Source organism: Rhizobium sp. BK098 (genome assembly GCF_014193155.1).
Classification (GTDB): Bacteria; Pseudomonadota; Alphaproteobacteria; order Rhizobiales; family Rhizobiaceae; genus Rhizobium.
Map to the genome: position 1 here is coordinate 105,427 of NZ_JACHYY010000012.1, position 26,722 is coordinate 132,148.

The following is a 26,722-nucleotide window of genomic DNA, read 5'->3' on the forward strand; positions in this document are numbered from 1 at the left end:
TTACACCAATTGCCGGTCATTCTGCAGGGCGAAGAATCCTGTTCCTCAAGGAATGACCATGAAACCCGCTCGCATAATGATACTCGCAGTGGCAGCCGTAGCAGCCGGGATGGCCGGTCTGCTCGCGATGCGCCTGGCGGGTTCGCGCGATATCGTTCCCCAGCAGATCGCGGCGGTCGTGGAGAAGGAGGCGACGGTCAACGTCCTCGTTGCCGGCGCCAATCTGCCCGTCGGTTCTCGTCTCAACGAACAGTCGATTCATTGGATGCCTTGGCCCGAAAGCGGTCTCGTCAAAGGCCTCGTCACCGAACGCGAACGGCCCGACGCTCTGAAAGATCTGACCGGCGCTGTCGTTCGCCTGCCGATCTTCGAGGGCGAGCCCATCCGCGAGGAGAAGATTGCCGATTCCAACAGCCGCATCCTTTCGTCCTTGCTGCCGGCGGGCAAGCGGGCCGTCGCCACGGAGATTTCCGTCTCCACCGGCGCAGGCGGTTTTATCCTTCCGAATGACCGTGTCGACGTCATCATGGTGCGCAAGGGGTCGCAGCAGCAGCTCGTCACGGAAACCGTGCTCAGCAACGTGCGCGTTCTGGCAGTCGATCAGCAGATCGAGGAAAAGCAGGACGGAAGCAAGGCCGTCGTCGGCGCAACCGCGACGCTGGAGCTAACGCCGGACCAGACGAAGGTCCTGGCGGTCGCGCATCAGATGGCCGATCGCCTGACGCTGGCATTGCGCTCCGTTGCCGACGCGCAGCAGCCCGATACGACGGCCGCCGATTATCTTCTGGCCGGCGACAATGGCGGCAGCATGATCCAGGTCATCAAATCCGGAGCAATCGTGACCGACGGCCCGACCGGGCCGAAGCCGCAGTGAGAAGGGGCGAGACCATGTTCAAGATAAGCAACAAAGCCAGCCTCTCCTTTGGTGTAAGCCTCTCCTTCTCGATCGCCTTTGCCGGGCTGCCTCTGGGACCGGCCTTTCTGCGCACGCCTGCGGCCTTCGCGGGCGGTTCCGACAGCATCGTGACGATAGCCGGCCTGGGCACGAAGCGCACATTGAAGCTGGGCCTCAACAAGGCGCTTGTCGTCGATCTGCCAGCCGATGCCCACGACATCCTCGTCTCCGATCCCAAAATGGCCGATGCAGTGACGCGAACCTCGCGCCGCATCTATCTTTTCGGCAAGACGGTCGGTCAGACCAATATCTTCATCTTTGGCGCCGACGGCAAGGAGATCGTCAGCCTCGATCTCCAGATCGAGCGCGACATTGCCGGACTTCAGGCCAATCTCAAGCGCTTCATTCCGGACTCCGACATCAACGTCGAGATCGTTTCCGACAACATCGTCATGACCGGTACGGTGCGCACGCCCCAGGATGCGACGCGGGCCGAGCAGCTTGCGCAGGCCTTCCTCAAAGGCGGCGAAGCGACCACTCGAAACCAGACTGCCTCGGGCAGCGGCGACAACAATGCGGTCGCCATTTTCGCGGAAACACGGCAGACCTCGCAGATCGTCAACATGCTGCAGATCGAAGGCGAAGATCAAGTGACGCTCAAGGTGACCGTCGCCGAAATCAAGCGCAGCGTGCTGAAGCAGATCGGCTTCGACAATCTCGTCAGGAATTCTTCCGGCTTGACGGTTGCCCAGCTCGGTAGTCCTGGCGCGGATGGGACTGCCGCGGCCGGCGGCGGCGGCCTGGCCAGCTTGTTCAAGACCGCCATCGGCAAATACGATATCAGCACCTATCTCAATGCTCTCGAGCAGGCTGGGGCCGTCCGTACGCTGGCCGAGCCGACATTGACGGCGATCTCCGGCCAGGCAGCGACCTTCAATTCGGGCGGTCAGACCCTATACGCCGTCACGAACAAGGACGGGACCGTCACGGTCACGCCCTTCACCTACGGTATCAGTTTGGCCTTCACGCCTGTCGTGCTGTCTGCCGGACGAATCGCTCTGCATGTGCAGACCCAGGTCTCCAATCCGGTTGGCACGGCCAACGCCGGCACGGCAACCTACAACCAGCGCGCCGCCGATACTTCGGTGGAGTTACCGTCGGGCGGCTCGATCGCTTTGGCCGGTCTCCTGAGCGATACCATTCAGCAGACCACCAACGGCACACCGGGCGCCTCGAAGATTCCGATTCTCGGCGCTCTCTTCCGTCAAAAGAGCTTTCAGCGCGATGAAACCGAGCTGGTCATCATCGCGACGCCTTATCTGGTGAGGCCGGTCGCCCGTAGCCAGCTTGCCCGCCCCGACGATAACTTCTCGCCGAGCAACGATATCAGCGGCGTCTTCATGAATCGTGTCAACAAGATCTACGGCCGCAAGGACGGGCCGCCGGTCGCCGATGCCGATTTCCACGGCACTGTCGGCTTCATCTACAAGTGAGGAGAGACCGATCATGACGCGCGCCTTTTCAACCGGATCAATGAAAGATCCCAAAATGGCCAGCCTGGAGCACAAAGCGCCTCGCACCGGCCGGTCCCGTTCCCTCAGGCTGGCTCTGATGGTGCCGGCCCTGATCGTGACGGCTGCAACTATCAGCAGCTGCGCCGATTCACGTGATCGCATGACCACCAGCGCGATCAATGACGATTATCGGCAACGTCATCCGATCGTGTTGACGGAGAAAGAACACAATCTCGATATCCCGGTTGCCGCCAGCGACCGTCGCCTGACGACGGGAATGCGCGATACCATCCGCGGGTTTATCCAGGATTACCGCACTCGTGCGAGCGGTACGGTCGAAATCCTTGCCCCCAGGGGATCGATGAATTCTTTGGCGGCATCTGCGTTGCGTCAGCAGATCCGCAGGGAGCTGGTTGCGAACGGCATTCCGTCGGCCCGCATCGTCGATAGCTACTATGGCGCTGGCGACCCTGGCGATGCGGCTCCGATTCGCCTGCGCTTCACAGCGACGACGGCGCTCACCAACACATGCGGTCAATGGCCGGACGATCTTTCGGACAACGCTTTCGACAACCAGAACTACTACAATTTCGGCTGCGCGACACAGCATAATCTGGCGGCGCAAGTCGCCAATCCGACAGATCTGATCTCGCCGCGCGCCGTGTCGCCGATCGATACCGATCAGCGCAGCAAGGTGATCGACAATTATCGCAATGGCTCGGTCCCGACGAGTACCGCCACGGTTGGCGGCTTCAGTGGTTCCGGCGGCTCGGGCCAATGAACATGAGAGTTACGCGCCGGCGGAACAGGATGAAATCATGAACGCCATCGAATATGATATCGGCTCGACTGCCCCGGAAGCGGAGGAGGTTTCGCGTTCGGCCAATCTCGACAATCTAAGGCCGCTGCCGCGTATTTCCATACATGCCTTTTGCGAAAGCGAGCAGCTGCAGCAGGTGATGGACCAGTGCGCCAACGATCGGCGCATGTCCAAGGTCAGCCTGCGGATCACCAGCGGCGGTGTGGCGGCTGCGGCGAACATGTTCGCCTCGGCGCCGACCCCTAATCTGATCATCCTGGAGACGCGCGCCGGTCCGCGCGGCCTGTTGGCGGAACTCGAACCGCTCGCCGCCGTCTGCGATCCGAGCACCAAAGTCATCGTCGTCGGCTATCACAACGATATCGGCCTCTATCGCGAACTCATCCGCAACGGCATCTCCGAATATATCGTCCAGCCGACCGACATGGTCGATCTCTTAACTGCGGTGGCGGCGATCTTTATCGATCCCGATGCCGAGCCGCTCGGGCGCAGTATCGCTTTCATCGGCGCCAAGGGCGGGGTAGGCGCATCGACCATCGCCCATAATTGCGCCTTCGGAATTTCCAGCCTTTTCTCCACCGAAACCATTCTTGCCGATCTCGATCTGCCCTACGGCACCGCCAATATCGACTTCGACCAGGATCCCGCGCAGGGTATCGCGGAAGCCGTCTATGCCCCTGAGCGGCTTGACGAGGTCTTCCTCGACCGGTTGCTGACCAAATGTTCCCAGCATCTCTCGCTGCTGGCGGCCCCCTCGATGCTGGATCGCGCCTATGATTTCGAAGGGCAGGCTTTCCTGCCGGTGCTGGACGTCCTCCAGCGCAGTGCGCCGGTCACGGTTCTCGATGTGCCGCATGTCTGGACGGAATGGACACGCTCGGTACTCGGCGCGGTAGACGAGGTCGTCATTTGCGCCGCGCCCGATCTCGCCAATCTGCGCAACGCCAAGAATCTGATCGACGCTCTGCACAAGCTGCGGCCCAACGACAAGGCGCCGCACCTCATTCTCAATCAGGTCGGCATGCCGAAGCGTCCGGAGATCAACCCTTCGGAATTCTGTGCGCCGCTGGAGACGGATCCGATCGCCATCATCCCCTTCGACATCAACCTGTTCGGCAATGCCGCCAACAGCGGGCAGATGATCGCCGAAACCGATCCGAAGTCGCCGACCGCGGAGACGTTCTCGCAGATATCGCACATCGTTACCGGACGTGTCGCTTTGAAGAAGGCCAGAAAGGGCGGTTTGCTGGGCCTTTTGAAGCGAAAGTGATCGTTTGATTTCGCACGGGCTTCCGAAGGCCGATTTTCATGGAGGCCGTGCAGCAGCATTAGAATTGGATCAGAAAGATGTTTGGCAAGCGCGGAAATGAAGGTCCTGCAAAGAGCGGCGCGATGTCTCCGCCGCCGGCGCGCGTGCCCGCCGTTGGCAATGGTCCGACGGCACCGGCCGTGCTGATTGAGCCGTCCCATGATTCCACGCAGCCGCGTCAGCAGGTCGTGCCTCCTTCGATGCAGACGCCCAGCCGCCGTCGCGTGGCGCGCACCGAAGAATATTACGATACGAAATCGCAGGTCTTCTCCGCGCTGATCGACACGATCGACCTTTCGCAGCTTTCCAAGCTTGGCAACGAGGCCGCGCGCGAGGAAATCCGCGACATCGTCAACGATATCATCACCATCAAGAATTTCGCGATGTCGATCTCCGAGCAGGAGGAACTGCTCGAGGATATCTGCAACGATGTGCTTGGCTACGGTCCGCTGGAGCCGCTGCTCGCCCGCGACGACATCGCCGATATCATGGTCAACGGTGCCGGCCAGACCTTCATTGAAGTCGGCGGCAAGACCGTCGAATCCGAAATCCGCTTCCGCGACAATTCGCAGCTTCTTTCCATTTGCCAGCGCATCGTCAGCCAGGTCGGCCGCCGCGTTGATGAATCCAGCCCCATCTGCGATGCGCGCCTGCCCGACGGTTCGCGCGTCAACGTCATCGCACCGCCGCTCGCGATCGACGGTCCCGCGCTGACCATTCGTAAGTTCAAGAAGGATAAGCTCACCCTCGATCAGCTCGTCCGTTTCGGCGCTATCACGCCCGAAGGCGCGACACTTTTGCAGATCATCGGCCGTGTGCGCTGCAATGTCGTCATCTCAGGCGGTACCGGTTCGGGCAAGACGACGCTTCTGAACTGCCTGACCAACTACATCGACCGCGACGAACGCGTCATTACCTGCGAAGACACCGCCGAACTGCAGCTGCAGCAGCCGCATGTGGTGCGCCTCGAAACCCGCCCGCCGAACATCGAAGGCGAGGGCGAGATCACCATGCGCGATCTCGTCAAGAACTGCCTGCGTATGCGCCCCGAACGCATCATCGTCGGCGAAGTGCGCGGACCCGAGGTCTTCGACCTGCTGCAGGCGATGAACACGGGCCACGATGGTTCCATGGGGACCATCCACGCCAATACGCCGCGCGAGTGCTTGAGCCGTATGGAATCGATGATCGCGATGGGTGGTTTCAGCCTGCCGGCCAAGACTGTGCGCGAGATCATTTCCAGCTCCGTCGACGTCGTCATCCAGGCCGCCCGCCTGCGTGACGGTTCGCGCCGCATCACCCAGGTCACCGAGGTGATCGGCATGGAAGGCGATGTGATTATTACACAGGACTTGATGCGCTACGAGATCGAGGGCGAAGATGCGAACGGCCGGATCATCGGTCGGCACGTTTCCACCGGTATCGGTAAGCCGCATTTCTGGGATCGTGCCCGCTACTACAACGAGGAGCGACGCCTGGCAGCCGCCTTGGATGAGATGGAACAGAAGGCGCAATAGGATTTACGATGTTCGGTATTGATCCAATAGTGCTATTGATTGTGCTGCTGGCGGCGGTTTCCGCCGCGGCGGTCTGCTATAGCGTTCTCTATTCCCGGATCGAGACCCAGAAGAAGGCGGAAGGCCGTGTCAATCGCGTCAAGCAGGCCGAAACCGATCGCGTCAAGGTCAAGGCAGCGCGTGACCGCGTCCAGGAAATGTCGAAGCGGCGCAAATCCGTGCAGGATTCTCTGAAGGATCTGGAACGGCGCCAGTCCGAAAACACGAAAAAGAGGCAGTCACTGAAGGCGCGCCTCGCCCAGGCCGGTCTGTCGTTGACGCCGGCGCGCTTCTACATCTTCAGCGTGCTGTTCGGCCTTTTCGTCACATTGGTTCTTTTCATTGTCGGCGCCCCGCCGCTGGCCATTCTGGGCATATTCTTTGCGGCTGCTTTCGGTCTGCCGCGCTGGGTCGTCCGCTTTCTCATCAAGCGCCGGCAAAGCAAATTTCTGGAAGAGTTTCCGAACGCACTCGATGTCATCACGCGCTCGCTTCGCTCAGGCCTGCCGCTCAATGATGCGGTTCGGCTGGTGGCCGGCGAGGCACGGGAGCCCGTCAAGACCGAGTTCCGCCGGGTGGTCGAAGCGCAACAAGTCGGTTTCAGCATGGCGGATGCCTGCGCGCGCATCTCGAACCATATGCCCCTGCAGGAGGTAAATTTCTTCGCGATCGTTATCGCGATCCAGGCCCAGGCGGGCGGTAACCTGTCGGAAGCTCTCGGCAATCTCTCGAAGGTGCTGCGCGAGCGCAAGAAGATGAAGGCGAAGGTCAAGGCATTGTCGATGGAAGCCAAGGCATCCGCCGTCATCATTGGCACTCTGCCCTTCGTGGTGATGCTGCTGGTCTATCTGACCTCGCCGCAATACATGATGATCCTATTCGCCGATCCGCGCGGCCATCTGATCTTGCTCGGAGCCGGCATCTGGATGTCGATCGGCATCTTCATCATGCGCAACATGGTCAATTTCGAGATCTGAGCGGGAAGGAGCCGCGTAGCCCATGACCGATCTCGCTGCCCGTTTAACCGATCCCGGCACTCTTCTTGCCGTCGTGGTCGCCATTGCCGTCTTCGCGACTTTCTACACGATTGCGATACCGCTTTTGGAACGCGGCGATCTCAGCAAGCGCATGAAGGCCGTATCGACGGAGCGTGAACAGATCCGTGCGCGCGAGCGGGCACGGCTGAGTGCGGAAGGCGGCAAGACATCGCTGCGCAGCCACAACAATCGAAACGTCAGGCAGATCGTCGAGCGGTTCAACCTGCGCAACGCGCTGGTCGACGCCAATACAGTCAATCGCTTGCGGGCCGCCGGCCTGCGATCGGAAAATGCGCTCAACATGTTCCTGGTGGCGCGATTCCTGCTGCCGTTCCTGTTTCTCGCGGTTGCGATCGTCGTCGTCTTCGTTCTCGGCTGGTTCGCCGCAAAGCCCCTGCCGATCCGCCTGCTCGGGGTCATCGCTTTCGCCTATCTGGGCTTCTATACGCCGAACATTTACATCTCCAATCTTGTGAGCAAGCGCCAGAAATCGATCAAGCGCGCCTGGCCCGATGCTCTCGACCTGATGCTGATCTGCGTGGAGTCGGGCATTTCAATCGAGGCAGGCATGCATCGCGTGTCCGAGGAAATGGCGGAGCAATCCCCGGCGCTTGCCGAGGAAATGGTGCTGACCACGGCCGAGCTTTCCTTCCTGCAGGATCGCCGTACCGCCTTTGACAATCTCGCCGCCCGCACGCAGATCGATCTCGTCAAATCGGTGACGCAAGCGCTCATCCAGGCAGAACGCTATGGTACGCCGCTCTCGCAGGCGCTGCGCGTCATGGCGCAGGAGGGCCGCGACGAACGCATGAACGAGGCGGAAAAGAAAGCCGCCGCGCTGCCGCCGAAGCTGACCGTGCCGATGATCATCTTCTTCCTGCCGGTCCTGATGGCTGTCATTCTCGGCCCGGCGATCATCCAAGCCATGGACAAGTTCTAAATTGCCTGCTTGCCCGCCACGCGGAGACATGGTTAGTTGTATGTAATGTCGTCGAGTGCGTCTGGCGTGTGTTGCGGCAAGCGCAAGTCGTTCGTACCGAGCGTCCTTGGAGGTCTCGTATGTCATCCCTGGCTATATTTTTCAGCGTCATGGCGGCTGTCTTCATCGGAGCCGTCAGTCCCGGTCCGAGCTTCGTGCTCGTTTCGCGCATCGCCATTTCGCGCTCTCGCAAGGCGGGGCTTGCCGCGGCTTTCGGCATGGGAACCGGCAGCGTCATTTTCGCGACCTTGGCCCTGTTTGGCTTGAGCGCGCTGCTGATGAAGGTCGAATGGCTGTATCTCGCGCTGAAAATCGGCGGCGGCCTTTATCTGATCTACGTCGGCATCCGGATCTGGCGCAGCGCGGCGGATGACCTTCCCATCGACGCGCCGGCAACGCCGGCGGAGGGCGGCGTGGTGCGTAATTTCCTCTTTGCGCTCGGCACGCAGCTCAGCAATCCGAAGACGGCCATTTTCTACGGCAGTATCTTCGCCGCGCTACTGCCGGCCGCGCCGGCTCCGTGGCTGCTCTTTGCGGTTCCGCCCGCAGTCTTCCTGGTCGAGGTTGGCTGGTACACGGTGGTGACGCTGGCTTTCTCCTCCAACCGCCCACGTGCACTTTATGTCGGATCAAAGCTCTGGATCGACAGGGTGGCGGGTGCCGTCATCGGTGCCCTTGGAGCGCGGCTTGTCGCCGAGGGGCTGCCGCGCCAGATCTGGCGTTAAGTGCCTCGAGCTGCTGGGTATCCGCCTGAATTGGCGCGCGGCCGGTTTATCTTTGTGAGAGGTGCGCAGGCAAGCCGTTATGGCCGCTCCCGCTGGCCCTATTGTTGGGCGACTTTCCTGCCGTTGCCGCTGGCGGCAAGCTTCTGCCAGGAGTTCTGCTGCGCCAGCATGCCGCGCAGATAGGCAACGTTGGCGTTCGCCTGTTGCGGCGTCAGTTCCTGCCGCGCAATTTGTTCGGCTTCCGCAAACCGGCCCTGCAGACCGACGACCAGCGCCAGATTCTGCCGTACGCGGCTATCGGAGCCCGGCTGCGAGATGGCCGTGCGGAGATAGCTTTCCGCATTCTTAAGATCGCCGGTCAGCACATAGGACATGCCGAGATTGGAAAGGATGGTCGGCTCGTTTGGAGCCAGTACCAGCGCATCCCGGTATTTGGCGCGCGCATCTTGGGAGCGCCCAAGCTGATCGAGGATAGCGCCCTGCGCCGAAACCAGGCGCCAGTCCGGCCGATCCGGAAGCTGGGCGCGGTCAATGGTCGAAAGCGCCTCGTCGAGCTGGCCTGCCGCCGCCTGGGCCTTGCCATAGGCCGCCAGCACCCCGCGGTCGGTTGGATTGGCGATTGCCACCTGCTGCATGACCGCAAGCGCCTGATTGTTGCGGCCGCTCATGCGCAGCGCATTGGCGTAGTTGACGCCGGCATCGCGATCCTTGGGATTGGCATCATAGGCCTTGCCAAACGTCGCGGTCGCCTGAGCCAGCTCGGTGCTGTTCATCGTATCGACAGATTTCGAAGTCTTGGGGATCGAGCCCGTCGTCATCCTGTCCTGTCCGGTCGTCGAGCAGCTTGCGAGCGCGAGCGCCAGAAGTGCGATGGAAGCTCCCTGCAAAAGAAAGGTTCTGAATGAAGACGCAGCTGCGGCGGCGGGCATGACGCTGATCCCTGAATTCCTATAGTCTTGCGCCCGGCCTAGAATCGGAACAGGGAAAGGTTCGACGCAATGTTCGCTCCAGCAATAATCTGTTAACCCTAACAGACGGTTAACTCTCGATTCTTTAAAGTCATCGCCAAAGGATAGTCATGGCCCCCTTTCAATTCATCGAGCGCGCGACGCCTTTCAATTCGAAGGGTGGCACGACCCTGCCGATCTTTGCCGTCACCCCGGCGCATATCGAGACGGGTACCATCGATCCCATCGCGCTCGATTGGGCACGCAAGGCGGGTTACAAGGCAGAGAGCGGCTCGCTGTTGTTGATCCCGACCGCTGAAGGGCATCTGGGCGGCGCTCTGTTCGGCCTCGGCTCGAATCCGTCCGAACAACCCTTCCTCACAGGCAAGCTGGCACGCAGCCTGCCGGCCGGCGCCTGGCATATTGAGACGGCGCCGCTGACGGCGAACCGGCTCTCGCTTGGTTTCGGCCTCGGCAGCTATCGCTTCGACCGCTACAAATCCGAAAAAGCTGCGGCGCCGACATTGATGATCCCGCGCGATGCCGATGCCGCCGATATCAAGCGCCAGCTTGCAGGCGTCTTTCTCGCCCGCGATCTCATCAACACGCCGACCAATGACATGGGTCCGGAACAGCTCGAAGCCGCCTTCCGGGCGCTGGCCGAGCACTACAAGGCTGAGATGTCCGTCATCATCGGCGATGATCTCCTGAAGGAGAATTTCCCGCTGGTCCATACGGTGGGGCGTGCGAGCGCCGATGCGCCGCGCCTTCTGGAGCTGCGCTGGGGCAAGAAGGGTCATCGCCGCATCACCCTGGTCGGCAAGGGCGTGTGCTTCGACACCGGCGGCCTCGATATCAAGCCGGCATCCTCGATGCTGTTGATGAAGAAGGACATGGGCGGTGCCGCCAACGTCATGGGCTTGGCGCTGATGATCATGGACGCCAAGCTCAAGGTCGACCTGCGCGTCATCATTCCGGTCGTCGAGAATTCGATATCGGCCAATGCCTTCCGCCCTGGCGATATTTACAAGAGCCGCAAGGGCCTGACCGTGCAGATCGACAATACCGATGCCGAGGGCCGGCTGATCCTCGCCGATGCGCTTGCCTATGCCGACGAGGACGCGCCGGACCTGATGATCGACATGGCGACGCTGACGGGTGCTGCCCGCGTCGCGCTCGGCCCCGACCTGCCGCCCTTCTTCACCGACGATAGCGAACTTGCCAGCGATCTGACCGAGGCGAGCCTGGAGACGGATGATCCGCTGTGGCGCATGCCGCTCTATATGGGCTACGATAAGGATATCCGCACCAAATTTGCCGATATCACCAATGCTCCATCAGGCGGCATGGCCGGCGCCATTACGGCCGCCCTGTTCCTCAAGCGCTTCGTGACGAAGACACCGAGCTGGGTGCATTTCGACATCTTTGGCTGGGCACCGAGCGAACGTCCGCATTCGCCCGGCGGCGGCGAGGCACAGGCGATCCGGGCGCTCTATCACTATATCAGGCAGAGCGTTCGGTAGGTGGCTGCCGGTCCTTCTCCGCGCGTTACGGGAAGGGCGGTGAATTCCCCTTGAAACCGCCACGATCTTGGTCGAGACTGGAACGGCAGCGTAACGAATTTCGGGGTTGCTCTTGCCGCTTGAACTCACCGCCTCGCAGGCTCTCGGCCTCTGGCATGGCGTGACGCTCGCTCAGGTGCGCCGCGAGGATCATGATTTGACGCTGCGGCAGACGGCGATTCTGCTGCAGATCTATCTTGTGCCGCCGCCGCATACCGTACGCGGCCTGGCCGCGACGCTCGGCGTCACCAAGCCGGTCATTACCCGGGCGCTTGACACCATGGGCGTGATGGGATTGGTCGACCGCGTGCGCGACGATCGCGATCGCCGCAATGTCATCATTAAGCGAACAGTCACCGGCGCGCTCTATCTTGAAAAACTCGGCGATCTCATCATCGAGCACGGCCGAAAATTGTAACCTCAGGAATTTCACCATGATACTCGACCGCCGTCTCAATGCTTTCAGACCCGATCTTGCCGAGGCTTCTCTCAAGGGCAAGGTTGAGGCCGAGCGTTTCGTCGAGGGTATTGGTGCGCGCGTTGCCGTGCCGGTCGTTGCGCTCCGGCCGAAGCCAGATCTCGCCTCGGGCATCGATACCGAGCTCTTGATGGGCGAAGAGGTGACGATATTCGAGCGCCGCGACGGCTGGTGCTGGATCAAGGCTCTGTCTGACGGCTATGTCGGCTATCTTCCGGAAACGGCGATCAAGGAGGGCGCGGCGGCTCCGACCCATATCGTCGTCCCGCAGCGAACTTTCCTCTATCCCGAGCCGGAGCTGCGCAAGCCACATGCTGCGATCCTCTCCATGGGCAGTCTCGTACATGTGACCGGTCCGGCAGAGGCGCGGGGCAATCACTATGTCGTCCTGGAGGATGGAACAGCGATCTTCGCAAAGCACGTCCAGCCGATTGGTTACAACAAGGGGGGCGACTTCGTTGATGTCGCCTTACGCTTCATCGAGACACCCTATCTCTGGGGCGGCCGCTCGGGCCTCGGCATCGATTGCTCAGGGCTGGTACAGCTGGCACTGTCGATGACGGGCCGTGCCGCACCGCGCGATACCGACATGCAGGCCGCCGGCCTCGGTCAGCCGATCGAGCGCGAGGAGTTGAAGCGCGGCGACTTCGTCTTCTGGAAGGGGCATGTGGCGATCATGGAAGATCCCGAAACCATCGTCCACGCCAACGGCCATACTATGACCGTCGCCCGTGAGAATTTCACCGCCGCCATCGAGCGCATCGGCTGGCTTTATGAAAGGCCGACCGGCTATCGCCGTTTCGTCGACTGACTGCGTTCCGAAACCCTGTAGCGACAACCCATCCGGCATTTGCTGTGGCGGCGGTCTTACGGCGTGCGAGGGCGTGCTATCCAGATGCCGGCGACGATGACGATGCCGCCGAGAGCCTGCAGCAGGGTGACGTTTTCCCCGAACAGGAACCAGGCGAAAAGAGCGGCCGCGATCGATTCCAGGAAAATGACGAGCGAGGAGAACACGGTCGGCAATCTTCCGAGCGCGACCGAAAGCAGGCCTTGTCCGCCGGCGTGGCTGATGAGGCCAAGCGCCAGAAGCACGCACCATCCCGAGATCGACTGCGGCAATATGCGCGGCTCGAAGAAGAAGGCGATTAGGAACAGGATCACCGAGGTTATGACGCTCAATTCGAAAGTGACGCGCGCGGCATTGGTCCCTGGCCGCGCTGCGCCGACCGCCAGGAAATAAAGGCCGAAGAACGCGCCGGTGATGATGGCGAGAGCGTCGCCGACCGCCCGGTCCGGATTGAATGCCAGGCTTTGGACGACGAGCGCCGTGCCGCCCGCAAGGCAGACGAGGAGGCCAAGAAGCGTGGCGCGACCGACCCTTTGCCTCAGCAGGAGCCAGCCGAAGATCACGACCCATAGCGGCGCCATCGTCGCGAAGAAGGTGGCGTTGGCAATCGTCGTCCGCATGATCGAGAGATGCCAAAAGAACAGGTCGCCCGTAAAGGCAATGCCGGCGAGAATCGTCGGTATCGTGAAGCTGGCGCGAGGCGCATTGGGCTCCGCGACCTCCGCGTATCGCATCCATATCCAAAGGATCGGCAGCGCGAGAAAGACACGCCAGAAGGCGCTGGCGAAAGGCCCGACATCGGCAAGACGCACGAGGCTCGGAGAAATGCTCATGGCCAGCGCCGCGAGAATCATCGCCACGAGACCAAGGAGAAAGCCCTTCGTATCGTCGCTTTCACCGAGGCTCTGGCTGCGCATATCGTATTCGGTGTCCGGCTGTGACATTCTCGTGCCTTTGCAAGTCAGATGATGTGTGGCGCAAAGCTAGTACATAAGGAAAGAGGATTTGGCTCCATTTTGACGGCTTTCATGCAATTTTGTTTCCTCATTGCGGTAAGGATGTATTGAAATGCGCAAACCCGCCGATCTCGATGAGTTCGACCTGGCAATTCTTGAGATTCTTCAGAAGGACAATACCGTTCCGCAACGCGAGATCGGTGAACGGGTCAATCTGTCGGCCCCGGCCGTGCAGCGGCGTATCAAGCGGATGCAGCAAAACGGCGTCATTCAGGCCAATATCGCCGTCGTCGATCCGGCGGCCGTGAGCTTGCCGATTACCATCGTCGTCGAGGTGCATATCGCAAACGAACGCTATGACCTCATCAATGCCATCAAGCGCAGCTTCCTCGAAGCGCCCGAAGTCCAGCAGTGCTACGGTGTCACCGGCGAGGCGGACTTCGTGTTGATCGTCGTCGTCACCAGCATGTCTGCCTATGAGGACGTCGCCCGGCGCCTTTTTTATGACAATCCGAATGTCACGAAATTCAAGTCGCTCGTCACGATGGATCGGGTGAAGGTCGGTCTTTCCGTGCCTTTGCGGCGCGATTAGTTGGAGCGTGCATCCAGCGAGGCTAAGCGCCGCTTCTGGGAAGGATGCGACGAACATCTATTGCATCCCAATGCGCCATGACTTTCTCTTGAAAGCGCGCGTTGTCAAAGATGACTTCTCCGTCGTCCTGGGTCCGAAAAATATCATCCTTGAAAACAACAGCTTCTAGAAAGCGCGGCGACCGTTTGTTCAAGTTATAGGAAAAGTGACTGTGCAGGTATTCAAAGGAGAACATTGCAACACAATAATTGTCGAATGTTTCATATTGCGAAAAGTCGGCCGTTGCACATTCGTCCAAGGTCATGACTGGGTGGAAGTACGGTCCCGGAAAGTGCGAATTTGATTTGATAGGCTTGAGGACACCAACGTCTTCAAGCGCTCCAGCTGGCCACTCCCAATTGCCCATATATTCATGGCTGAATGCTTCACGAAGGACGCCATTCTCGTCGGGGAATGAGTAAATGTCGGCGTGTTCTTGGTCGTTGTCTATTTTCCGGTTAACCTCAAACAAGAACTCATACAGAAGCGCGGCTACAGTTGTATTCTGCAATTTCAGAGCCTCCTCGCTCCAGTCTGGTCTTTATTCACAGGCCAACGGTGTCAACTCGGCCGCTTCGGCCAGTTCGTCACGCCGCCGCTCCAGTCCTCGAAGACCTTCGAGAGACGAAGCACCAGCATGTCGTCGAAGCGCGGGCCGACGATCTGCATGCCGATCGGCATGCCGGAGCGGGAAAAGCCGCAGTTGATCGAGGCGGCCGGCTGCTCCGACATGTTCCACGGAACGGTGAAGGCGATGTGCTCGAAAGGTCGCGCCGGGTCGTTGGTAGGGGAAGCCCATTCGGCGGGATAGGAGACGATCGGATTGGTCGGCGAAAGCACGGCATCCACCTCTGCGAAGAGCTTGGCGCAGCTCTTGCGCATCTCGTAGGTCTGGTTGAAGCCGCGAACGGCATCGACGCCGCTGATCTCTGCGCCGCCCTTCGCCCAGCTATAGATATAGGGCAGAATGCTGTTGCGGCGCTCCTCGCTCAGTGCCGTCATGTCGCCCCAGAAGCGGGCGCGCCAGAAGGCGTCGAGCCCATCCAGCATCTGCCTCGTCAGCACCGGCGCGACATCGATGATGATGGCGCCCGCTTCCTCGAAGCGCTTGGCGGCAGCAGCGACGGCATCGCGTATCTCGTCCTCGACAGGCAGCCCGCAGCCGGCATCCAGCATCAGGCCGATCTTCATGCCCTGGACGTCGATATCGAGATCCATCCAGTCGATCTCATTCGGCGGCAGGCTGGTACTGTCGCGCCAGTCGGGGCGCGAGAGCGTCGCCATGGAAAAGGCGGCATCCTCGACCGTGCGGGTCATCGGTCCGGCGCATCGCCCGAGATAATAGGGATCGATCGGAATACGGCCATTGCTCGGCTTGAAGCCAAAAATGCCGGTCCAGCCAGCTGGCAGGCGTATCGAGCCGCCGATATCGGTCCCGATATGCAGCGGTCCGTAGCCGGCTGCCGCCGCCGCCGATGCGCCGGCGCTGGAGCCGCCCGGATTCTGGCTGGGGTCCCAAGGATTGCGGCTGAGCTTGTGAAAGCTTGAAAGGCCGGAGGAGAGCATGCCGTAATCGGGGCAGGTGGTTTTCGCGAAAATCACTGCTCCGTCCTCGCGCATGCGGGCGGCGATCGGGGCGTCTTCGGCAGCGGGAATGAGCTCGACGGCCGCCGTACCGAGCGGCACGGGCTGGCCCTTGGTGGCGATCAGCTCCTTCAATGTCACCGGAATCCCGTCCAAGGTCCCAAGCGGCGCACCCTTGGCCCAGCGTTCCGTGGAGGCCGCGGCCTGTTTGCAGGCATCCTCGGGATCATAGGCATAGAGAGCAGCGATAGTCGGCTCCCATGCCTCGATATGCGTCTCGAGCGCCAGCCAGTATTCGCTGGGGGACAGGCTCTTGTCGGCAAATTGGCGCCTGAGGTCTCGGATGGAAAGATCGGTAGGTTCGGTCATGATCTATACTCTTTATGTCGCAATCAGCGCGTCGCCTCACGGGGGTCGAGGAGATCGCGCAGCCCGTCGCCGAGCAGGTTGAAGCCGAGCACGGAGAGCGCGATGGCAAGCCCCGGCAGCAGGGCGAGCCAAGGCGCAACGTGGAAATAGGTCTGCGCATCGGCCAGCATCCGCCCCCAGGTCGGTGCCGGCGGCGGCACGCTGAGACCCAGGAAGGCGAGCCCGGCTTCCGTGAGGATCGCAAGGCCGAGCTGGATCGTCGCCTGGACGATGATGCTGCCCATGATGTTTGGCAGGACATGGCGGCGCGTGATGGAGAGCTGCGTATTGCCGATGGCGCGCGCCGCCAGCACATAGTCGCGGCTCCACGCCTGCAAGGCCGCACCGAGCGCGACACGGGCAAAGACCGGCACCATGAAGACGGCAATGGCGATAATTGCCGTTGAGCGCCCCGTCCCAAGAAATGCGCCGAGGATCATGGCCGAAAGGATTGGCGGCAGGGCGAAGATCACGTCGCAGGCCCGCATCACTAGCGCCTCGAATAACCCTCGTTGGGCGGCGGCGGCGACACCGATGATCGTTCCGATCGTCCCGCCGATCGTGACCGATGATACGGAAATGGAAAGCGAATTCCAGCAGCCCGCCATCAGCATCGACAGGACGTCGCGGCCGATCTGGTCGGTGCCGAGGAGCCCGAAGCCGAAGGGCGGCTGCAGCTTGTGGAGGATTTGCATCTTCGCCGGCGGCACTGGCGTCCAGAACTGCGAGACGAGAGCGACGCAGAAGAGTGCAAGGATGATGATGGCACCGACGATGAGATTCATCCGCCGCAGCGCCCGAAAACGACGGCGAGAAGACGGCGCGGCAATTTTGGTCTCGACTGCAGTCATCGCGCACCTCCTGCTCGCAATCGCGGATCGATGACGAGATAGGAGAGATCGACCAGAAAATTCACGACGATGACGAGGGCGGCGAAGAACAGCACGACATCCTGAAGCACGATGACGTCGCGCTGGCTGAGTGCCTGATAGGCGAGGCGGCCAAGGCCGGGCAGGGTGAAGACATTTTCGATCAGCACGGCGCCGGCGACGAGAAAGGTGAATTGCAGTCCGAGAATGGTCAGCACTGGCACCAGCGCATTCGGCACCACATGACCCCAGAGCACGCGGCTGCGCGACAGGCCCTTGGCGATCGCCGTGCGGGCAAAATCCTCATGCAGCGTGTCGAGCACGGCCGAGCGCGTCACACGGGTCAGCACCGCCGCCTGCGGCAGAGCAAGGGCAGCGGCCGGGAGCACCAGCGACTTTGCGGCAGGCCAGAATCCACTCTCCCAACCGGGAAAACCGCCGGCCGGCATCCAGCCGAGCGATGTGGCAAACACAAGCACCAGCAGGAGGCCGACCCAGAAGCCCGGCACGGCAATGCCCATCTGCGAAAACAGTGTGGCGATGATATCGAAGACGCCGCCGCGTCTTGCCGCTGCCGCAACGCCGAGCGGTACGGCGACAAGAACCGACAACAGTATGGCAAGCAGCGCAAGCGGCAGGGTGACGGCAAGCCGCTCGGCAATGAGACCTGCGACCGGAACACCATAGGTATAGGACGTGCCAAGATCACCCACCAGCGCGCCGGCGAGCCAATGCCCGTAGCGCACGATCAGCGGTTGATCGAGCCCCATATTATGCCGGAGCGCGGCCAGCGTTTCCGGCGTCGCCGAGGTGCCGAGCGTGATGGCGGCCGGGTCGCCCGGCAGCAGCGCCATGACGGCAAAGAGCAGCAGCGAGACCGCGATCAGCGTCAGCACAAGTCCGAAAATCCGGCGGGTGAGCAGTACGATCATAGCAAGTCCATGGCCAGGCTAATCCGGCTAGGAATGTAGAGTTGGTGCGACCTTTGAAACCTCCTTCTCCCCACCGGGGAGAAGGTGCCCGATAGGGCGGTTGAGGGGGACGAGGGATGAAATCCTGAGTGCCTTGAGCGCAAGCAAAAGGCAATTTTCGGCGTGGCAGCCCCCTCATCCGACCCTTTGGGCCACCTTCTCCCCGCTGGGGAGAAGGAGTTGGTGGTCATGCGCGAAAGAAATACCAAGATCATGCCCAATCAAACTGTCGGAGCGGTCAATCTTCCCAGGAAACGTTGGTCAGCACGTTGGACGGGATCGGTTCGTTCTCCCAAAGACCCTTCAGCTTCTTGTCCCACACTCCTAGCTTCGGCATGACGAAGAGGAAGAGGGCGGGCACATCTTCGGCAAGAATGCTCTGCGCCTCGCCATAGAGCTTGTTCTGCTCGGCGGGATCGGCGGTCAGCTGGATCTTCTTCATCAACTCGTTGAAGGCCGGGTTCTTGTAGTTGAAGTAATAGGGGTCGCGCGAATAGATATCGATATCCAGCGGCTCGGCATGGGCGACGATGGTCATGTCGTAATTGCGGCCGGTGAAGACGTCCTGCACCCATTTCGCCGGGAATTCCGTCGGCTCGATGTTCATCGTCACGCCGATATCGGCGAACATGGCCTGCATGACCTGGGCGCTGCGCGGTGCATAGGCCATCTGCGGCGTCTTGATGGTAAAGGTGAAACCATTCGGATAGCCGGCTTCGGCAAGCAGCGCCTTGGCCTTGGCGGCGTCATAGGGCAGCGTGCCGGTCAAATCCTTATAGCCGGGGTCGTTCGGCGTATAGTGGCTGCCGATCGCCGTACCGAAACCCGACCATGCGCCCTCGATGATCGTCTTGCGGTCGAGCGCCATCATCAGCGCCCGGCGCACGCGCTTGTCGTCGAAGGGCTTGCGGGTATTGTTCATGCCGGCCACGACCTTGAGCTCGGTATTGCCGATCTTGGTCGTCAGCCTGACGTCGCCCTCGAAGGAACTCATGAGCTCTGGCGCGGCGAATTCCGGAAAGGCATCGAGATCGCCGGCCTTCAGCGCGGCGGCCTCGGCCTGTGGATCGGAAATGAAGCGGAAGGTTACCTTCTCGAGCTTCATGTCGACCGATTTGTTCCAGTAGTCCGGGTTCTTGACAAGGTCGACGTGGTCGCCCTTCGTCCAGGAGGAGAATTTGAACGGACCAGTGCCGACGGGTGTCGTCTTGTCGTTGGCCGAGGATTTCGGCCCGACCATGACGGAGCTCGGCCAGCCAAGCCAATAGAGCAGGCTGCCGGTCGGCGAGGACAGATGCAGTACAAGCGTTTCCGCATTCGGCGTGTCGATCGAGGCGATGGTTGAGAAGAAGCGCTTCTGCGGATTGACGGAATCGGCGCCGCGAGCGCGATCGAGCGTGAACTTGGCGGCAGCTGAATCGAAGGCTTCGCCGTCGTGGAATTTCACGCCGGTCTGCAGCTTGAACGTATAGGTCAGGCCGTCAGGCGAGATTTCCCAGCTCTTGGCAAGCTGCGGCACGATCTTGCCGTTTTGGTCGATGGCAACCAGGCCCTCGAAAATGTTCTGCCAGGTGACCTGGCCGATCGCGACGGGCGCGGCGATCGTCGGGTCGAGACCTGTCGGCTCGACGCTCATGCCGAGATTGAGTGTCGTCTTCGCGGCCTCAGCCTGTGTGAGGCCCATCATCAGCAGCAGGCCGGCGGAAACTGTGGCGCCATAGGCAAGCCGGCGCGCGACGTCGCCCAGGCTCGGGCGTGAAAACTTGGTCATGTCGGTTCCCTTGCTTTTTGCCCGCATGTCCGGCTTCCCTCCGGCTGCGGTCTTTTTCAGGATAGTGTCATCTCATAGGCGCACACACAATTCCGAAGATGTGTGCTCGGTGTAGCCGAAATCGCTACACTGGTTTGTCTTCTACAATGTTGGATTCAATCCTGCCTCCCCTTGGCGGAAAGTTGCTGACGCATGAAGCGCTCGATGAAGTCGAGCAGCTTGCCGGCCGCAAAGGAGAGCTGGCGATCGGGCGCGACACAGAGATCGACTGGCGTCCGCACCCCCATGCCGCCCGCAACGGGCCGTGCGACGAGCTGCCCCGCCTCGATCTCCCTTTGAACGGTGAGTGCCGGCAGCATGGTGATTGCCGCCCCGCGCAGCACCAGCTCCTTCTGCATTTCCAGCGAGCCGGTCTCAAAGACTGGATCGAGCCTCAGCCCCTCACGTTCGAACAGCGCGTCGAAGGCCTGCCTTGCGCCGAAGGAGCGATCGGGGACGGCAAGCGCGTGTGACGCGATTTCCGCAAGCGTGATCTCGCTGACGCTCGCAAGCGGATGAGAGGCGGCAGCGATCACGTCATAAATCAGCTCGGAACGCAGGCGTACCTTTGTGCCGGAAAGCGGCGGGGCAAACAGCGTCACTGCGATGTCGGCCTCGGCATTGCTGACGGCTTCGATGGCGCCGCGGGCGCTGGTGATCGTCACTTCGAAGCGCAGATGCGGATAGCGCAGGCTGAACTCGGCCAGCGCCGGAGCAAGGATATTGGCGACCGACGCGCCGTTAGCATAGATGCTGACGGTTCCGCGCTGCAGGCCTTTGAGATCTTCGATCAGCTGGTGAACGTGGTCGAGCTCGCGCAGCGTCCGGCCGGCGCGCTCCGCCAGCAATTCGCCGGCAGCCGTCAATTTGATGCCGCGGGCGCTGCGCTCGACCAGCTGCGTGCCGAAGTGATATTCGAGGTTCTCGATTTGGCGGCTGATGGCCGTCGGCGCCACGTTCAGGTTTTCAGCCGCCTGGCGCATCGAATTGGTGCGCACCAGCTCGTCGAAATAGATCAACGCGCGGATCTGCATGCGCGGGATCTCCCTTTAGACGGCGGGCTTGGCGAAGCGATCCGGCCACGCCGCTTGCCCACTTTCGACCGGCAGCGCCGTCGCCTCATAGACGCCGCGGGCGATGGCGCGCGCCATGACGATAGTGGCAAGGTGGCAGAGCTCCATGAAACCAGGCATATCGTCGCGGGAATGCTTGCCGGTAGAGGCGGCAAACACGGTATCGCCGTCGAGCGGCAGATGCGTCGGCAGGAGTGCCCGGGCGAAGCCGTCATGGGCTGAGATGGAGAGGCGATGCGCCTCCGCCTTGGTCAACTGGGCGTCGGTAATGACTGTGCCGATGGTCGTGGCGGTGATGTTCGTGCCCTTCAGCCGCAAGCGCGAATCGGCCACCTGCGGCATGCCGAGGCCGCCGAATTCGCCATTTTGCTCGAAGGGAGCTGCCCAGAAATGCGGACCCTCGCCGATGGTCGCGGAACCGAGTGCATTGACGGCGACGATGGCGGCGATCCTGTATCCCCTGCTGCTGACGGCGCTTGCCGAGCCGAGGCCGCCTTTGACCGTTGCCGTGGTGGCGCCTGTACCGGCGCCGACGCTTCCAAGTGCAAACGGTCCTTTATCTGCGGCCTTGAAGGCAGCATAGCCGAGATCGCGATAGGGCGAGTGCAGTCCCCAATCCTTGTTGCCGCCGTTGATGAGATCGAACAGGATCGCTTGCGGCACGATCGGCACCAGCGCATCGCCGACCTGCAGACCGCGGCCGATCTCCCGCAAGCCTGCCTGCACGCCGCCTGCGGCATCGAGCCCGAAGGCCGATCCACCCGAGAGCACGAGAGCATCCACTGTGCCGACCGTCATTGCAGGGTCCAGCAATGCGGTATCTCGCCCGCCTGGCGCGCCGCCGAGAACGGTACAGGAGGCGATAGCCGGCTCATCGAAGACGATGGCGGTGACGCCCGAGCCGAGTGCAAGATCGGTGGAGTGACCGACGGCAACGCCTTCGATATCGGTCAGGAGATTGAGGAGGTCAGCCAATAAAAAATCCTTCGCCGCTTACAACGCGAGGTCGTCATGGCGATAGGACCGTAAAGAGGGTGAAAAGACAAGATGGGTTTGGTCGAGAGGCGTGTCACCATGCGCCTTTTAAGCTAGGGCTACGGGCATTCGCATATGAACGCGGGCATGAGACATAAGCCGGTACGGCGACTTGCGCGCAAGAAAAAGCCCCCACCCTGATTCTATCAAAGGGTGAGGGCTGGGGATGGGATTGAGTAAAAGCGCAGGTAATCCGACCCATCAAACATGGATCGGCTTGGCCTGCTGGCGGGAAAGGAGATCGCGGATCGCAAGCTTCACTTCGTCCGCATTTCTGAAATGCTGCTCGTCCAGATCATGGACATGATATTTTACGGCGATGAACTTGAGCCGATCCTGATCAGGAACGACGATGCCGACGGGAACGCCGGCGTATTCGATGACTTGCTTCTTCATAAATAGACTCCCTCTGCGCACGCACGGCGCAGACATGGCGAATTGACTGTCTTATTCCGGGAAGGAGGACGAACGTCACATTCGACAGCACGGGCGGGAGAGCGCGCCCGAACGGTCATTGCCAAGCACGGGCCGCCCAAGGAACGAAGCAATGACTTTTCTATTCAGCATGTCACTTCCTCAATTGGCGTTGTACTTGTTAGGGCCCCAGTAGCAGAGACCCGGTGAGTGCACCATTATCCACTGTATTAGTAGATAATAGCAGCCGCATCTTCAGAAACATATTCCGAAAGATGTCAAAATATCGACGATCGGGAAAATAAAATTCCGAGCTCCGGAGGTTGCAGGGAAGGTTGTCTTAATTGCCTTCTCATTGCCACCCGTGCCCGGTAAGGCTCGCCGATCACCGGGACAGAGATAGGAGCTGCCGCGAGATTCGACAATGCCCCGGCGCATTAAAATTCACCTGCCGCTAAAACACCTAAATGGTTAATGGCGCGCCGGGATCGTCAAAATCCATCTTCCAGCACCTTTTCCAGGGCCGTCACAAAGAAATCGGCGCTCTCCGGTGCGAGGCATAGCGGCGGTTTGATCTTCAACACGTTTAGGTGATCGCCAGTCGGCTGCATGAGGACTCCGAGATCGAGCAGGCGCTCGCAGATCGCAGCCGTCTCCTCGGTGGCCGGCGTCAGGCTTTCGCGGTCGCGCACGAATTCGACGCCGAGATAAAGCCCCGTGCCATGCACGGCGCCGATCAGCGGGAAGCGATCCATGAGAGCGATCAGCCCGGCCTTCAGCCGGTCGCCGATGACGCGGGCATTTTCCTGTAGATTCTCATCCCTAAGGATATCGAGCACGGTGAGGCCGACGACGCAGCTGACCGGGCTGCCGCCGGCGGAAGAAAAGAAATAGCCTTCTTTTTCCAGCGATTCGGCGATCTCGCGTCGGGTGATGACGGCGCCGAGCGGATGGCCGTTGCCCATGCCTTTGGCGATTGTGATGATATCGGGCACGACGCCCTGGGTTTCGAAGCCCCAGAAGTGTTCGCCGAGCCGGCCGTAGCCCACCTGCACTTCGTCGGCTATGCAAAGGCCGCCACACTGCCGTACTGCATCGTAGACGCCGGCAAGATAGCCATGCGGCAGCGCGATACCGCCGGCATTGCCATAGACCGGCTCGGCGATGAAGCCGGCAAGCCCCTGTCCCTTTTCATCGATGGCCTGCAACTTGGCCGTGACATCGTTGAGATAGTCGATCCCCGAATCTGGGCCGCGGAACGGGCCGCGATAGGTATTGGGAGACAGGACAGGATGCACCCACTCCGGCCGTGTCGTCAGCGCCTGCGGATTGTCGGCAATCGAGGTGGAGACGGCATCGCTCGCAACGGTCCACCCGTGATAGGCCTCCAGCAGGCAGAGCATGTTCCTCTTGCCCGTGTGCGCCCAGGCGAGGCGGATCGCAAGATCATTGGCTTCCGAGCCGCTATTGACGAGGAAGACGCTGTCGAGTCCATCAGGCGCCAGCGCCGCCAGCCGCTCGGAGAATTCCGCGACAGCGGCATAGTGGAAGCGAGAGTTGGTATTGAGGCGAGACCATTGCTGGGCGATTGCTGCCGTCAGGCGCGGATGGGCATGTCCGAGCGTCGTCACGTTGTTGACCATGTCGAGGTAGCAGCGTCCCTGCGTATCGAACAGGAATTCGCGCCAGCCGCGCTCGATTTGCGGCGGGAACTCGTAATAGTGCTTCTGCGGCTTGGCGAAGCGGGCGTTGCGCAATGACAGCAGCGTGGATGGATCCGGCCGCGGCGCTTCGCAGGCCGGGTTCAAGAGAGCAGCAGGCGAGGGGGAGATGGCTGACCAGCCCTCTGCCTGATCCGCTGTCGCGAAGAGCGGCGGCACAAGGCCGGGCACGCGGCAAAGCTGGATGCGCAATCCCCCGATTGCCGAGCCCTCGCTGCCGATGGTCCCGATTGTAGCTCCTTGCTCGACGGCCGCTCCATCCTCAAGAGCACTCTCGATGCCGTTGAGATGCAGGCTCACTTCGTCGCCGACCAGCACGAAATGCTGGCCTTGCCGTTGCAGCAGGCCGGCAAAGGGTGCGGCGACAGCGGCGCCCGCCGGTAGGCAGATATCGCAATGCAGGGCGAAATTCTGCGGCTGTATCATGTTAAGCGGCGCGGCGAGAGACAGGCGGAATTCACCGTAGCGCGTCGCCGCAGTTCCGGAGGCGATTGCCGCTTGGGCAAGCAGCCGCCAGTCCATATCCGGCTTCTGCCAGTTGCCGTCGATAAAGTCGGGGCCGGTGACGGAAAGATCGATCGCGGCAATCTGCGAGGGATCGATGTCGGGCAGTAGCGGCGCCCAGCCGTCAGTCGCGATTGGCGCGACATCGAAGCCGATCGCCTTGAGGATCGCGGCTTCCATCACATCCGGCTGTGCGCCGGTCGCGACATCGAAAATCTCACGTTCGAAATCGAGATTGCCGCGCACATACTCATTGTCGGGGTCGATGGCAAGCTGTTGTTCGCTGCTGGCAGTAAGGATGACGGCGCGCGCGACGATCAGCGGCCAAAGCGCCTTGCCCTCTGCCTCTGTCAGCGGATAGACCGCATGATAGCCCTTGATGGCGGGAAGGATGTAGAAGGGGTTGCCGTCCGCATGGTGCAGCAATGATGCGCAGGTGACGGCGAGATCGCCGACCAGCCAGCCCTGAATGATATCACCGAAATCGATAACGCCGTCGGGGACGAGCTGTCCATGAGCATCCGGATGGCTGACGACGTTGTCGTCGGTGACATCGTGATGCACGGGCTGCACGCGCAATTCGCTTGCCAGCGGCTGGATGCGCTTGACGGCCGCCACCATTGCCTTGGCGATGCGGTCGCGCGCCTCGTGGTCCGTGATCGCCGACAGCAGCTGCACGGCGACCGGCCCGGCGCGCCGCAGGTCCCATTGCAGGTTTCGATGAAGACCGGGATGGTCGAAATCGGCAAGATCTCGGGCAAGCCGGGCCGAAAGTGCGCCTAAGCCTGCGGCTGCGGCAGGCGACAGATGCCTGCGCCGCGTCAGCGTCTGGCCCGGAAGAAAGCCGAGCAGCCGAACGAGATAATCCTGTTCACGAAGGGTAACGGTGAGAATATCGCGGCCATTGAGAGAGGGCACAATTTCAGGCACGCGCGGCGCGTCCGGCTTGGCGTGCAGGTGACGGATCGCGGCGTTCTGCGCCTCGAGCTCGACCAGCTCGTATTCCGCCCGGCAGATCTTCAGCACATAGGCATTATCGCCGGCATCGATGCGGTAGTTGCGGTCCTGCTGACTGCCGAGCTCGGTCAGCGTCCCGCTCAGGCCGTAATGCATCTGCAGGATTTCGGCCGCCTCGTCCGGCGTCACGTCCGGTCTCGGCAGTTGCATACGGTTCACGAGCGTGGCGTCGGCCATGGCATCCCCCCGGATGGTTCATTTGCATCGACACTAAACCATTCCATATTAAAGAAAATTACCCAAAGCAGATAGGGCTGTCGAGCGATGGGACGGAAGATAGGCCACGGAATGCAGCCGGCTAGCCGTAAGGGCCTATTCGACCTCGATGGAATAGCTGCAACCGGCCAGCGTCTTACCGGGATGGGTATCGACTGTGGAGACGTTGAGCGAGATGCGCGTTTCCAACACGGTGTCCGAATTTGCCTGCTGATCCTTGTGTGACAGGACGACCTTCTCGCCAAGAAACTTGTTCGGCTGATCGACCGAGGCTGTCACGCCAAGCTGTTTGGCCAGCGAATGAGAATCTGCCTCATCGAGCACGGCGAGGGGGCCTGTGGAGGTAAAGACGATCCTGTTCGTCCGCCGTCCGAAGACGGTCACAGGCAACGAAAGCTGGAATTCGCGCAGAAAGGGATTGTCCGACGGCAGCTCGCTCATACCGAACTGCTTCATGGCTTTGGCGCTTTCTGGCCCGGTCAGCCATAGAGCGAAATTATTGTAGCTGGGCACGTCGTATGTCGTGCATTCGATCAGCTTGGCGAGATCGATCTTGGAAGGGTCATCTTGCGTTGTTGCTGCATGCGACGCTGGCGCGCTCAAAAGGAACGCCGCGAGCAGCAGCGTTCCATTGCGGTAGAATGACATGTCCTCTCCTTAGTCTCCGGGCGATTCGAGAACGGTGATATCAAATCGCGCGCCGGAGCGAAAAGGAAAGAAAGGTGGCCCAAATCGAGCCTCGGTGCCTCACCCCATGCGCTCGGAGGCATAGGAACCCGGGCTTGCCGGGAAGACGACGGTGCGGTTGCCATTGAGGAAGGTGCGATAGTGGATATGGGCA

At 61.1% G+C, this 26,722-nt stretch carries 24 protein-coding genes and 1 pseudogene; 12 read left to right on the forward strand and 13 right to left on the reverse strand.

Translation table 11 applies throughout. The features are described 5' to 3' along the window. Nucleotides 1-58: 58 nt before the first annotated feature. The 8 genes from cpaB to FHT73_RS25220 all read left to right on the forward strand — a co-directional run bounded on the left by cpaB (nt 59) and on the right by FHT73_RS25220 (nt 8,835). Entirely contained in the window at nt 59-874 is an 816-nt protein-coding gene (cpaB, locus tag FHT73_RS25185; RefSeq protein WP_183715640.1) for a Flp pilus assembly protein CpaB, read from the forward strand. 14 nt (nt 875-888) lie between these two features. Then, nucleotides 889-2,388: a type II and III secretion system protein family protein gene (locus tag FHT73_RS25190; RefSeq protein WP_112610798.1), complete on the forward strand. Its 1,500-nt coding sequence runs from the start codon at nt 889-891 to the stop codon at nt 2,386-2,388. Nucleotides 2,389-2,443: 55 nt separating this feature from the next. Beyond that, a complete protein-coding gene (locus FHT73_RS25195; protein ID WP_112610854.1) occupies nt 2,444-3,190 on the forward strand; it encodes a CpaD family pilus assembly protein in 747 nt (248 codons plus the stop codon). Nucleotides 3,191-3,227: 37 nt separating this feature from the next. Beyond that, on the forward strand, nt 3,228-4,499 hold the full coding sequence (locus FHT73_RS25200; protein WP_183715642.1) for a CpaE family protein: 1,272 nt from the start codon (nt 3,228-3,230) through the stop codon (nt 4,497-4,499). Nucleotides 4,500-4,576: 77 nt separating this feature from the next. After that, the gene (locus FHT73_RS25205) at nt 4,577-6,055 is read left to right on the forward strand and encodes a CpaF family protein (protein WP_183715644.1); all 1,479 of its coding nucleotides are present in this window, start codon (nt 4,577-4,579) and stop codon (nt 6,053-6,055) included. 8 nt (nt 6,056-6,063) lie between these two features. Further along, complete coding sequence (locus tag FHT73_RS25210; RefSeq protein ID WP_183715646.1) at nt 6,064-7,071, forward strand: type II secretion system F family protein; 1,008 nt, start codon at nt 6,064-6,066, stop codon at nt 7,069-7,071. Nucleotides 7,072-7,093: 22 nt separating this feature from the next. Then, nucleotides 7,094-8,071, forward strand: a complete 978-nt coding sequence (locus FHT73_RS25215; RefSeq protein ID WP_112610802.1) for a type II secretion system F family protein — start codon at nt 7,094-7,096, stop codon at nt 8,069-8,071. Between the two features lie 119 nt (nt 8,072-8,190). Beyond that, nucleotides 8,191-8,835, forward strand: a complete 645-nt coding sequence (locus FHT73_RS25220) for a LysE family transporter (protein WP_183715647.1) — start codon at nt 8,191-8,193, stop codon at nt 8,833-8,835. A 98-nt stretch (nt 8,836-8,933) separates the two neighbouring features. Here the strand turns inward: FHT73_RS25220 and FHT73_RS25225 are convergent, their stop codons facing one another. After that, complete coding sequence (locus tag FHT73_RS25225) at nt 8,934-9,764, reverse strand: tetratricopeptide repeat protein (protein ID WP_112338428.1); 831 nt, start codon at nt 9,762-9,764, stop codon at nt 8,934-8,936. 149 nt (nt 9,765-9,913) lie between these two features. On the opposite strand from FHT73_RS25225, the gene FHT73_RS25230 reads away from it, so the two are divergent. The 3 genes from FHT73_RS25230 (at nt 9,914) to FHT73_RS25240 (ending at nt 12,633) form a co-directional block, all read left to right on the forward strand. Beyond that, nucleotides 9,914-11,305: a M17 family metallopeptidase gene (locus FHT73_RS25230; protein ID WP_183715649.1), complete on the forward strand. Its 1,392-nt coding sequence runs from the start codon at nt 9,914-9,916 to the stop codon at nt 11,303-11,305. Nucleotides 11,306-11,417: 112 nt separating this feature from the next. Further along, nucleotides 11,418-11,762: a MarR family winged helix-turn-helix transcriptional regulator gene (locus tag FHT73_RS25235; RefSeq protein ID WP_041677769.1), complete on the forward strand. Its 345-nt coding sequence runs from the start codon at nt 11,418-11,420 to the stop codon at nt 11,760-11,762. A gap of 16 nt (nt 11,763-11,778) precedes the next feature. Next, nucleotides 11,779-12,633, forward strand: coding sequence for an NlpC/P60 family protein (locus tag FHT73_RS25240; RefSeq protein WP_183715651.1), 855 nt, complete (start codon nt 11,779-11,781; stop codon nt 12,631-12,633). 56 nt (nt 12,634-12,689) lie between these two features. On the opposite strand, the gene FHT73_RS25245 is transcribed toward FHT73_RS25240, so the two are convergent. Further along, on the reverse strand, nt 12,690-13,616 hold the full coding sequence (locus FHT73_RS25245; RefSeq protein ID WP_183715652.1) for a DMT family transporter: 927 nt from the start codon (nt 13,614-13,616) through the stop codon (nt 12,690-12,692). Between the two features lie 124 nt (nt 13,617-13,740). Between FHT73_RS25245 and FHT73_RS25250 the strand changes: the two genes are divergently transcribed. After that, nucleotides 13,741-14,220: an Lrp/AsnC family transcriptional regulator gene (locus tag FHT73_RS25250; protein ID WP_183715654.1), complete on the forward strand. Its 480-nt coding sequence runs from the start codon at nt 13,741-13,743 to the stop codon at nt 14,218-14,220. 22 nt (nt 14,221-14,242) lie between these two features. Here the strand turns inward: FHT73_RS25250 and FHT73_RS25255 are convergent, their stop codons facing one another. From FHT73_RS25255 to purU, 11 genes and pseudogenes are all read right to left on the reverse strand, one after another. Continuing rightward, complete coding sequence (locus FHT73_RS25255) at nt 14,243-14,770, reverse strand: hypothetical protein (RefSeq protein WP_112610814.1); 528 nt, start codon at nt 14,768-14,770, stop codon at nt 14,243-14,245. 50 nt (nt 14,771-14,820) lie between these two features. Further along, nucleotides 14,821-16,212, reverse strand: coding sequence for an amidase (locus tag FHT73_RS25260; protein WP_112610816.1), 1,392 nt, complete (start codon nt 16,210-16,212; stop codon nt 14,821-14,823). A 23-nt stretch (nt 16,213-16,235) separates the two neighbouring features. Further along, nucleotides 16,236-17,102, reverse strand: coding sequence for an ABC transporter permease (locus FHT73_RS25265; protein WP_112610818.1), 867 nt, complete (start codon nt 17,100-17,102; stop codon nt 16,236-16,238). Continuing rightward, on the reverse strand, nt 17,099-18,052 hold the full coding sequence (locus FHT73_RS25270) for an ABC transporter permease (protein ID WP_112610820.1): 954 nt from the start codon (nt 18,050-18,052) through the stop codon (nt 17,099-17,101). Before FHT73_RS25270 ends, FHT73_RS25265 begins: the two co-directional genes overlap by 4 nt. Before the next feature lie 277 nt (nt 18,053-18,329). Next, nucleotides 18,330-19,862: an ABC transporter substrate-binding protein gene (locus FHT73_RS25275; protein ID WP_112610856.1), complete on the reverse strand. Its 1,533-nt coding sequence runs from the start codon at nt 19,860-19,862 to the stop codon at nt 18,330-18,332. A 155-nt stretch (nt 19,863-20,017) separates the two neighbouring features. Then, nucleotides 20,018-20,935, reverse strand: a complete 918-nt coding sequence (locus FHT73_RS25280) for a LysR family transcriptional regulator (RefSeq protein WP_183715656.1) — start codon at nt 20,933-20,935, stop codon at nt 20,018-20,020. A gap of 15 nt (nt 20,936-20,950) precedes the next feature. Then, nucleotides 20,951-21,949: a P1 family peptidase gene (locus FHT73_RS25285; RefSeq protein ID WP_112610824.1), complete on the reverse strand. Its 999-nt coding sequence runs from the start codon at nt 21,947-21,949 to the stop codon at nt 20,951-20,953. Between the two features lie 261 nt (nt 21,950-22,210). Further along, nucleotides 22,211-22,405, reverse strand: a complete 195-nt coding sequence (locus FHT73_RS25290) for a hypothetical protein (RefSeq protein WP_015338438.1) — start codon at nt 22,403-22,405, stop codon at nt 22,211-22,213. 509 nt (nt 22,406-22,914) lie between these two features. After that, nucleotides 22,915-25,842 (reverse strand): aminotransferase, encoded by a 2,928-nt coding sequence (locus FHT73_RS25295; protein ID WP_183715658.1) that lies wholly within the window; start codon nt 25,840-25,842, stop codon nt 22,915-22,917. 135 nt (nt 25,843-25,977) lie between these two features. After that, entirely contained in the window at nt 25,978-26,529 is a 552-nt protein-coding gene (locus tag FHT73_RS25300; RefSeq protein WP_112338418.1) for a hypothetical protein, read from the reverse strand. A gap of 99 nt (nt 26,530-26,628) precedes the next feature. Continuing rightward, nucleotides 26,629-26,722 (reverse strand): annotated as a pseudogene (gene purU, locus FHT73_RS25305) (formyltetrahydrofolate deformylase); the annotation flags it as partial.

Bases quoted from the DNA above. Each gene is read 5' to 3' on its own strand.
- FHT73_RS25190 (WP_112610798.1), top strand. From the start codon at position 889: ATGTTCAAGATAAGCAACAAAGCCAGCCTCTCCTTTGGTGTAAGCCTC.
- FHT73_RS25295 (WP_183715658.1), bottom strand. From the start codon at position 25,842: ATGGCCGACGCCACGCTCGTGAACCGTATGCAACTGCCGAGACCGGAC.
- cpaB (WP_183715640.1), top strand. From the start codon at position 59: ATGAAACCCGCTCGCATAATGATACTCGCAGTGGCAGCCGTAGCAGCC.
- FHT73_RS25220 (WP_183715647.1), top strand. From the start codon at position 8,191: ATGTCATCCCTGGCTATATTTTTCAGCGTCATGGCGGCTGTCTTCATC.
- FHT73_RS25275 (WP_112610856.1), bottom strand. From the start codon at position 19,862: ATGACCAAGTTTTCACGCCCGAGCCTGGGCGACGTCGCGCGCCGGCTT.
- FHT73_RS25280 (WP_183715656.1), bottom strand. From the start codon at position 20,935: ATGCAGATCCGCGCGTTGATCTATTTCGACGAGCTGGTGCGCACCAAT.
- FHT73_RS25210 (WP_183715646.1), top strand. From the start codon at position 6,064: ATGTTCGGTATTGATCCAATAGTGCTATTGATTGTGCTGCTGGCGGCG.
- FHT73_RS25260 (WP_112610816.1), bottom strand. From the start codon at position 16,212: ATGACCGAACCTACCGATCTTTCCATCCGAGACCTCAGGCGCCAATTT.
- FHT73_RS25240 (WP_183715651.1), top strand. From the start codon at position 11,779: ATGATACTCGACCGCCGTCTCAATGCTTTCAGACCCGATCTTGCCGAG.
- FHT73_RS25215 (WP_112610802.1), top strand. From the start codon at position 7,094: ATGACCGATCTCGCTGCCCGTTTAACCGATCCCGGCACTCTTCTTGCC.
- FHT73_RS25205 (WP_183715644.1), top strand. From the start codon at position 4,577: ATGTTTGGCAAGCGCGGAAATGAAGGTCCTGCAAAGAGCGGCGCGATG.
- FHT73_RS25195 (WP_112610854.1), top strand. From the start codon at position 2,444: ATGGCCAGCCTGGAGCACAAAGCGCCTCGCACCGGCCGGTCCCGTTCC.
- FHT73_RS25245 (WP_183715652.1), bottom strand. From the start codon at position 13,616: ATGTCACAGCCGGACACCGAATACGATATGCGCAGCCAGAGCCTCGGT.
- FHT73_RS25290 (WP_015338438.1), bottom strand. From the start codon at position 22,405: ATGAAGAAGCAAGTCATCGAATACGCCGGCGTTCCCGTCGGCATCGTC.
- FHT73_RS25270 (WP_112610820.1), bottom strand. From the start codon at position 18,052: ATGATCGTACTGCTCACCCGCCGGATTTTCGGACTTGTGCTGACGCTG.
- FHT73_RS25230 (WP_183715649.1), top strand. From the start codon at position 9,914: ATGGCCCCCTTTCAATTCATCGAGCGCGCGACGCCTTTCAATTCGAAG.
- FHT73_RS25300 (WP_112338418.1), bottom strand. From the start codon at position 26,529: ATGTCATTCTACCGCAATGGAACGCTGCTGCTCGCGGCGTTCCTTTTG.
- FHT73_RS25200 (WP_183715642.1), top strand. From the start codon at position 3,228: ATGAACGCCATCGAATATGATATCGGCTCGACTGCCCCGGAAGCGGAG.
- FHT73_RS25250 (WP_183715654.1), top strand. From the start codon at position 13,741: ATGCGCAAACCCGCCGATCTCGATGAGTTCGACCTGGCAATTCTTGAG.
- FHT73_RS25225 (WP_112338428.1), bottom strand. From the start codon at position 9,764: ATGCCCGCCGCCGCAGCTGCGTCTTCATTCAGAACCTTTCTTTTGCAG.
- FHT73_RS25265 (WP_112610818.1), bottom strand. From the start codon at position 17,102: ATGACTGCAGTCGAGACCAAAATTGCCGCGCCGTCTTCTCGCCGTCGT.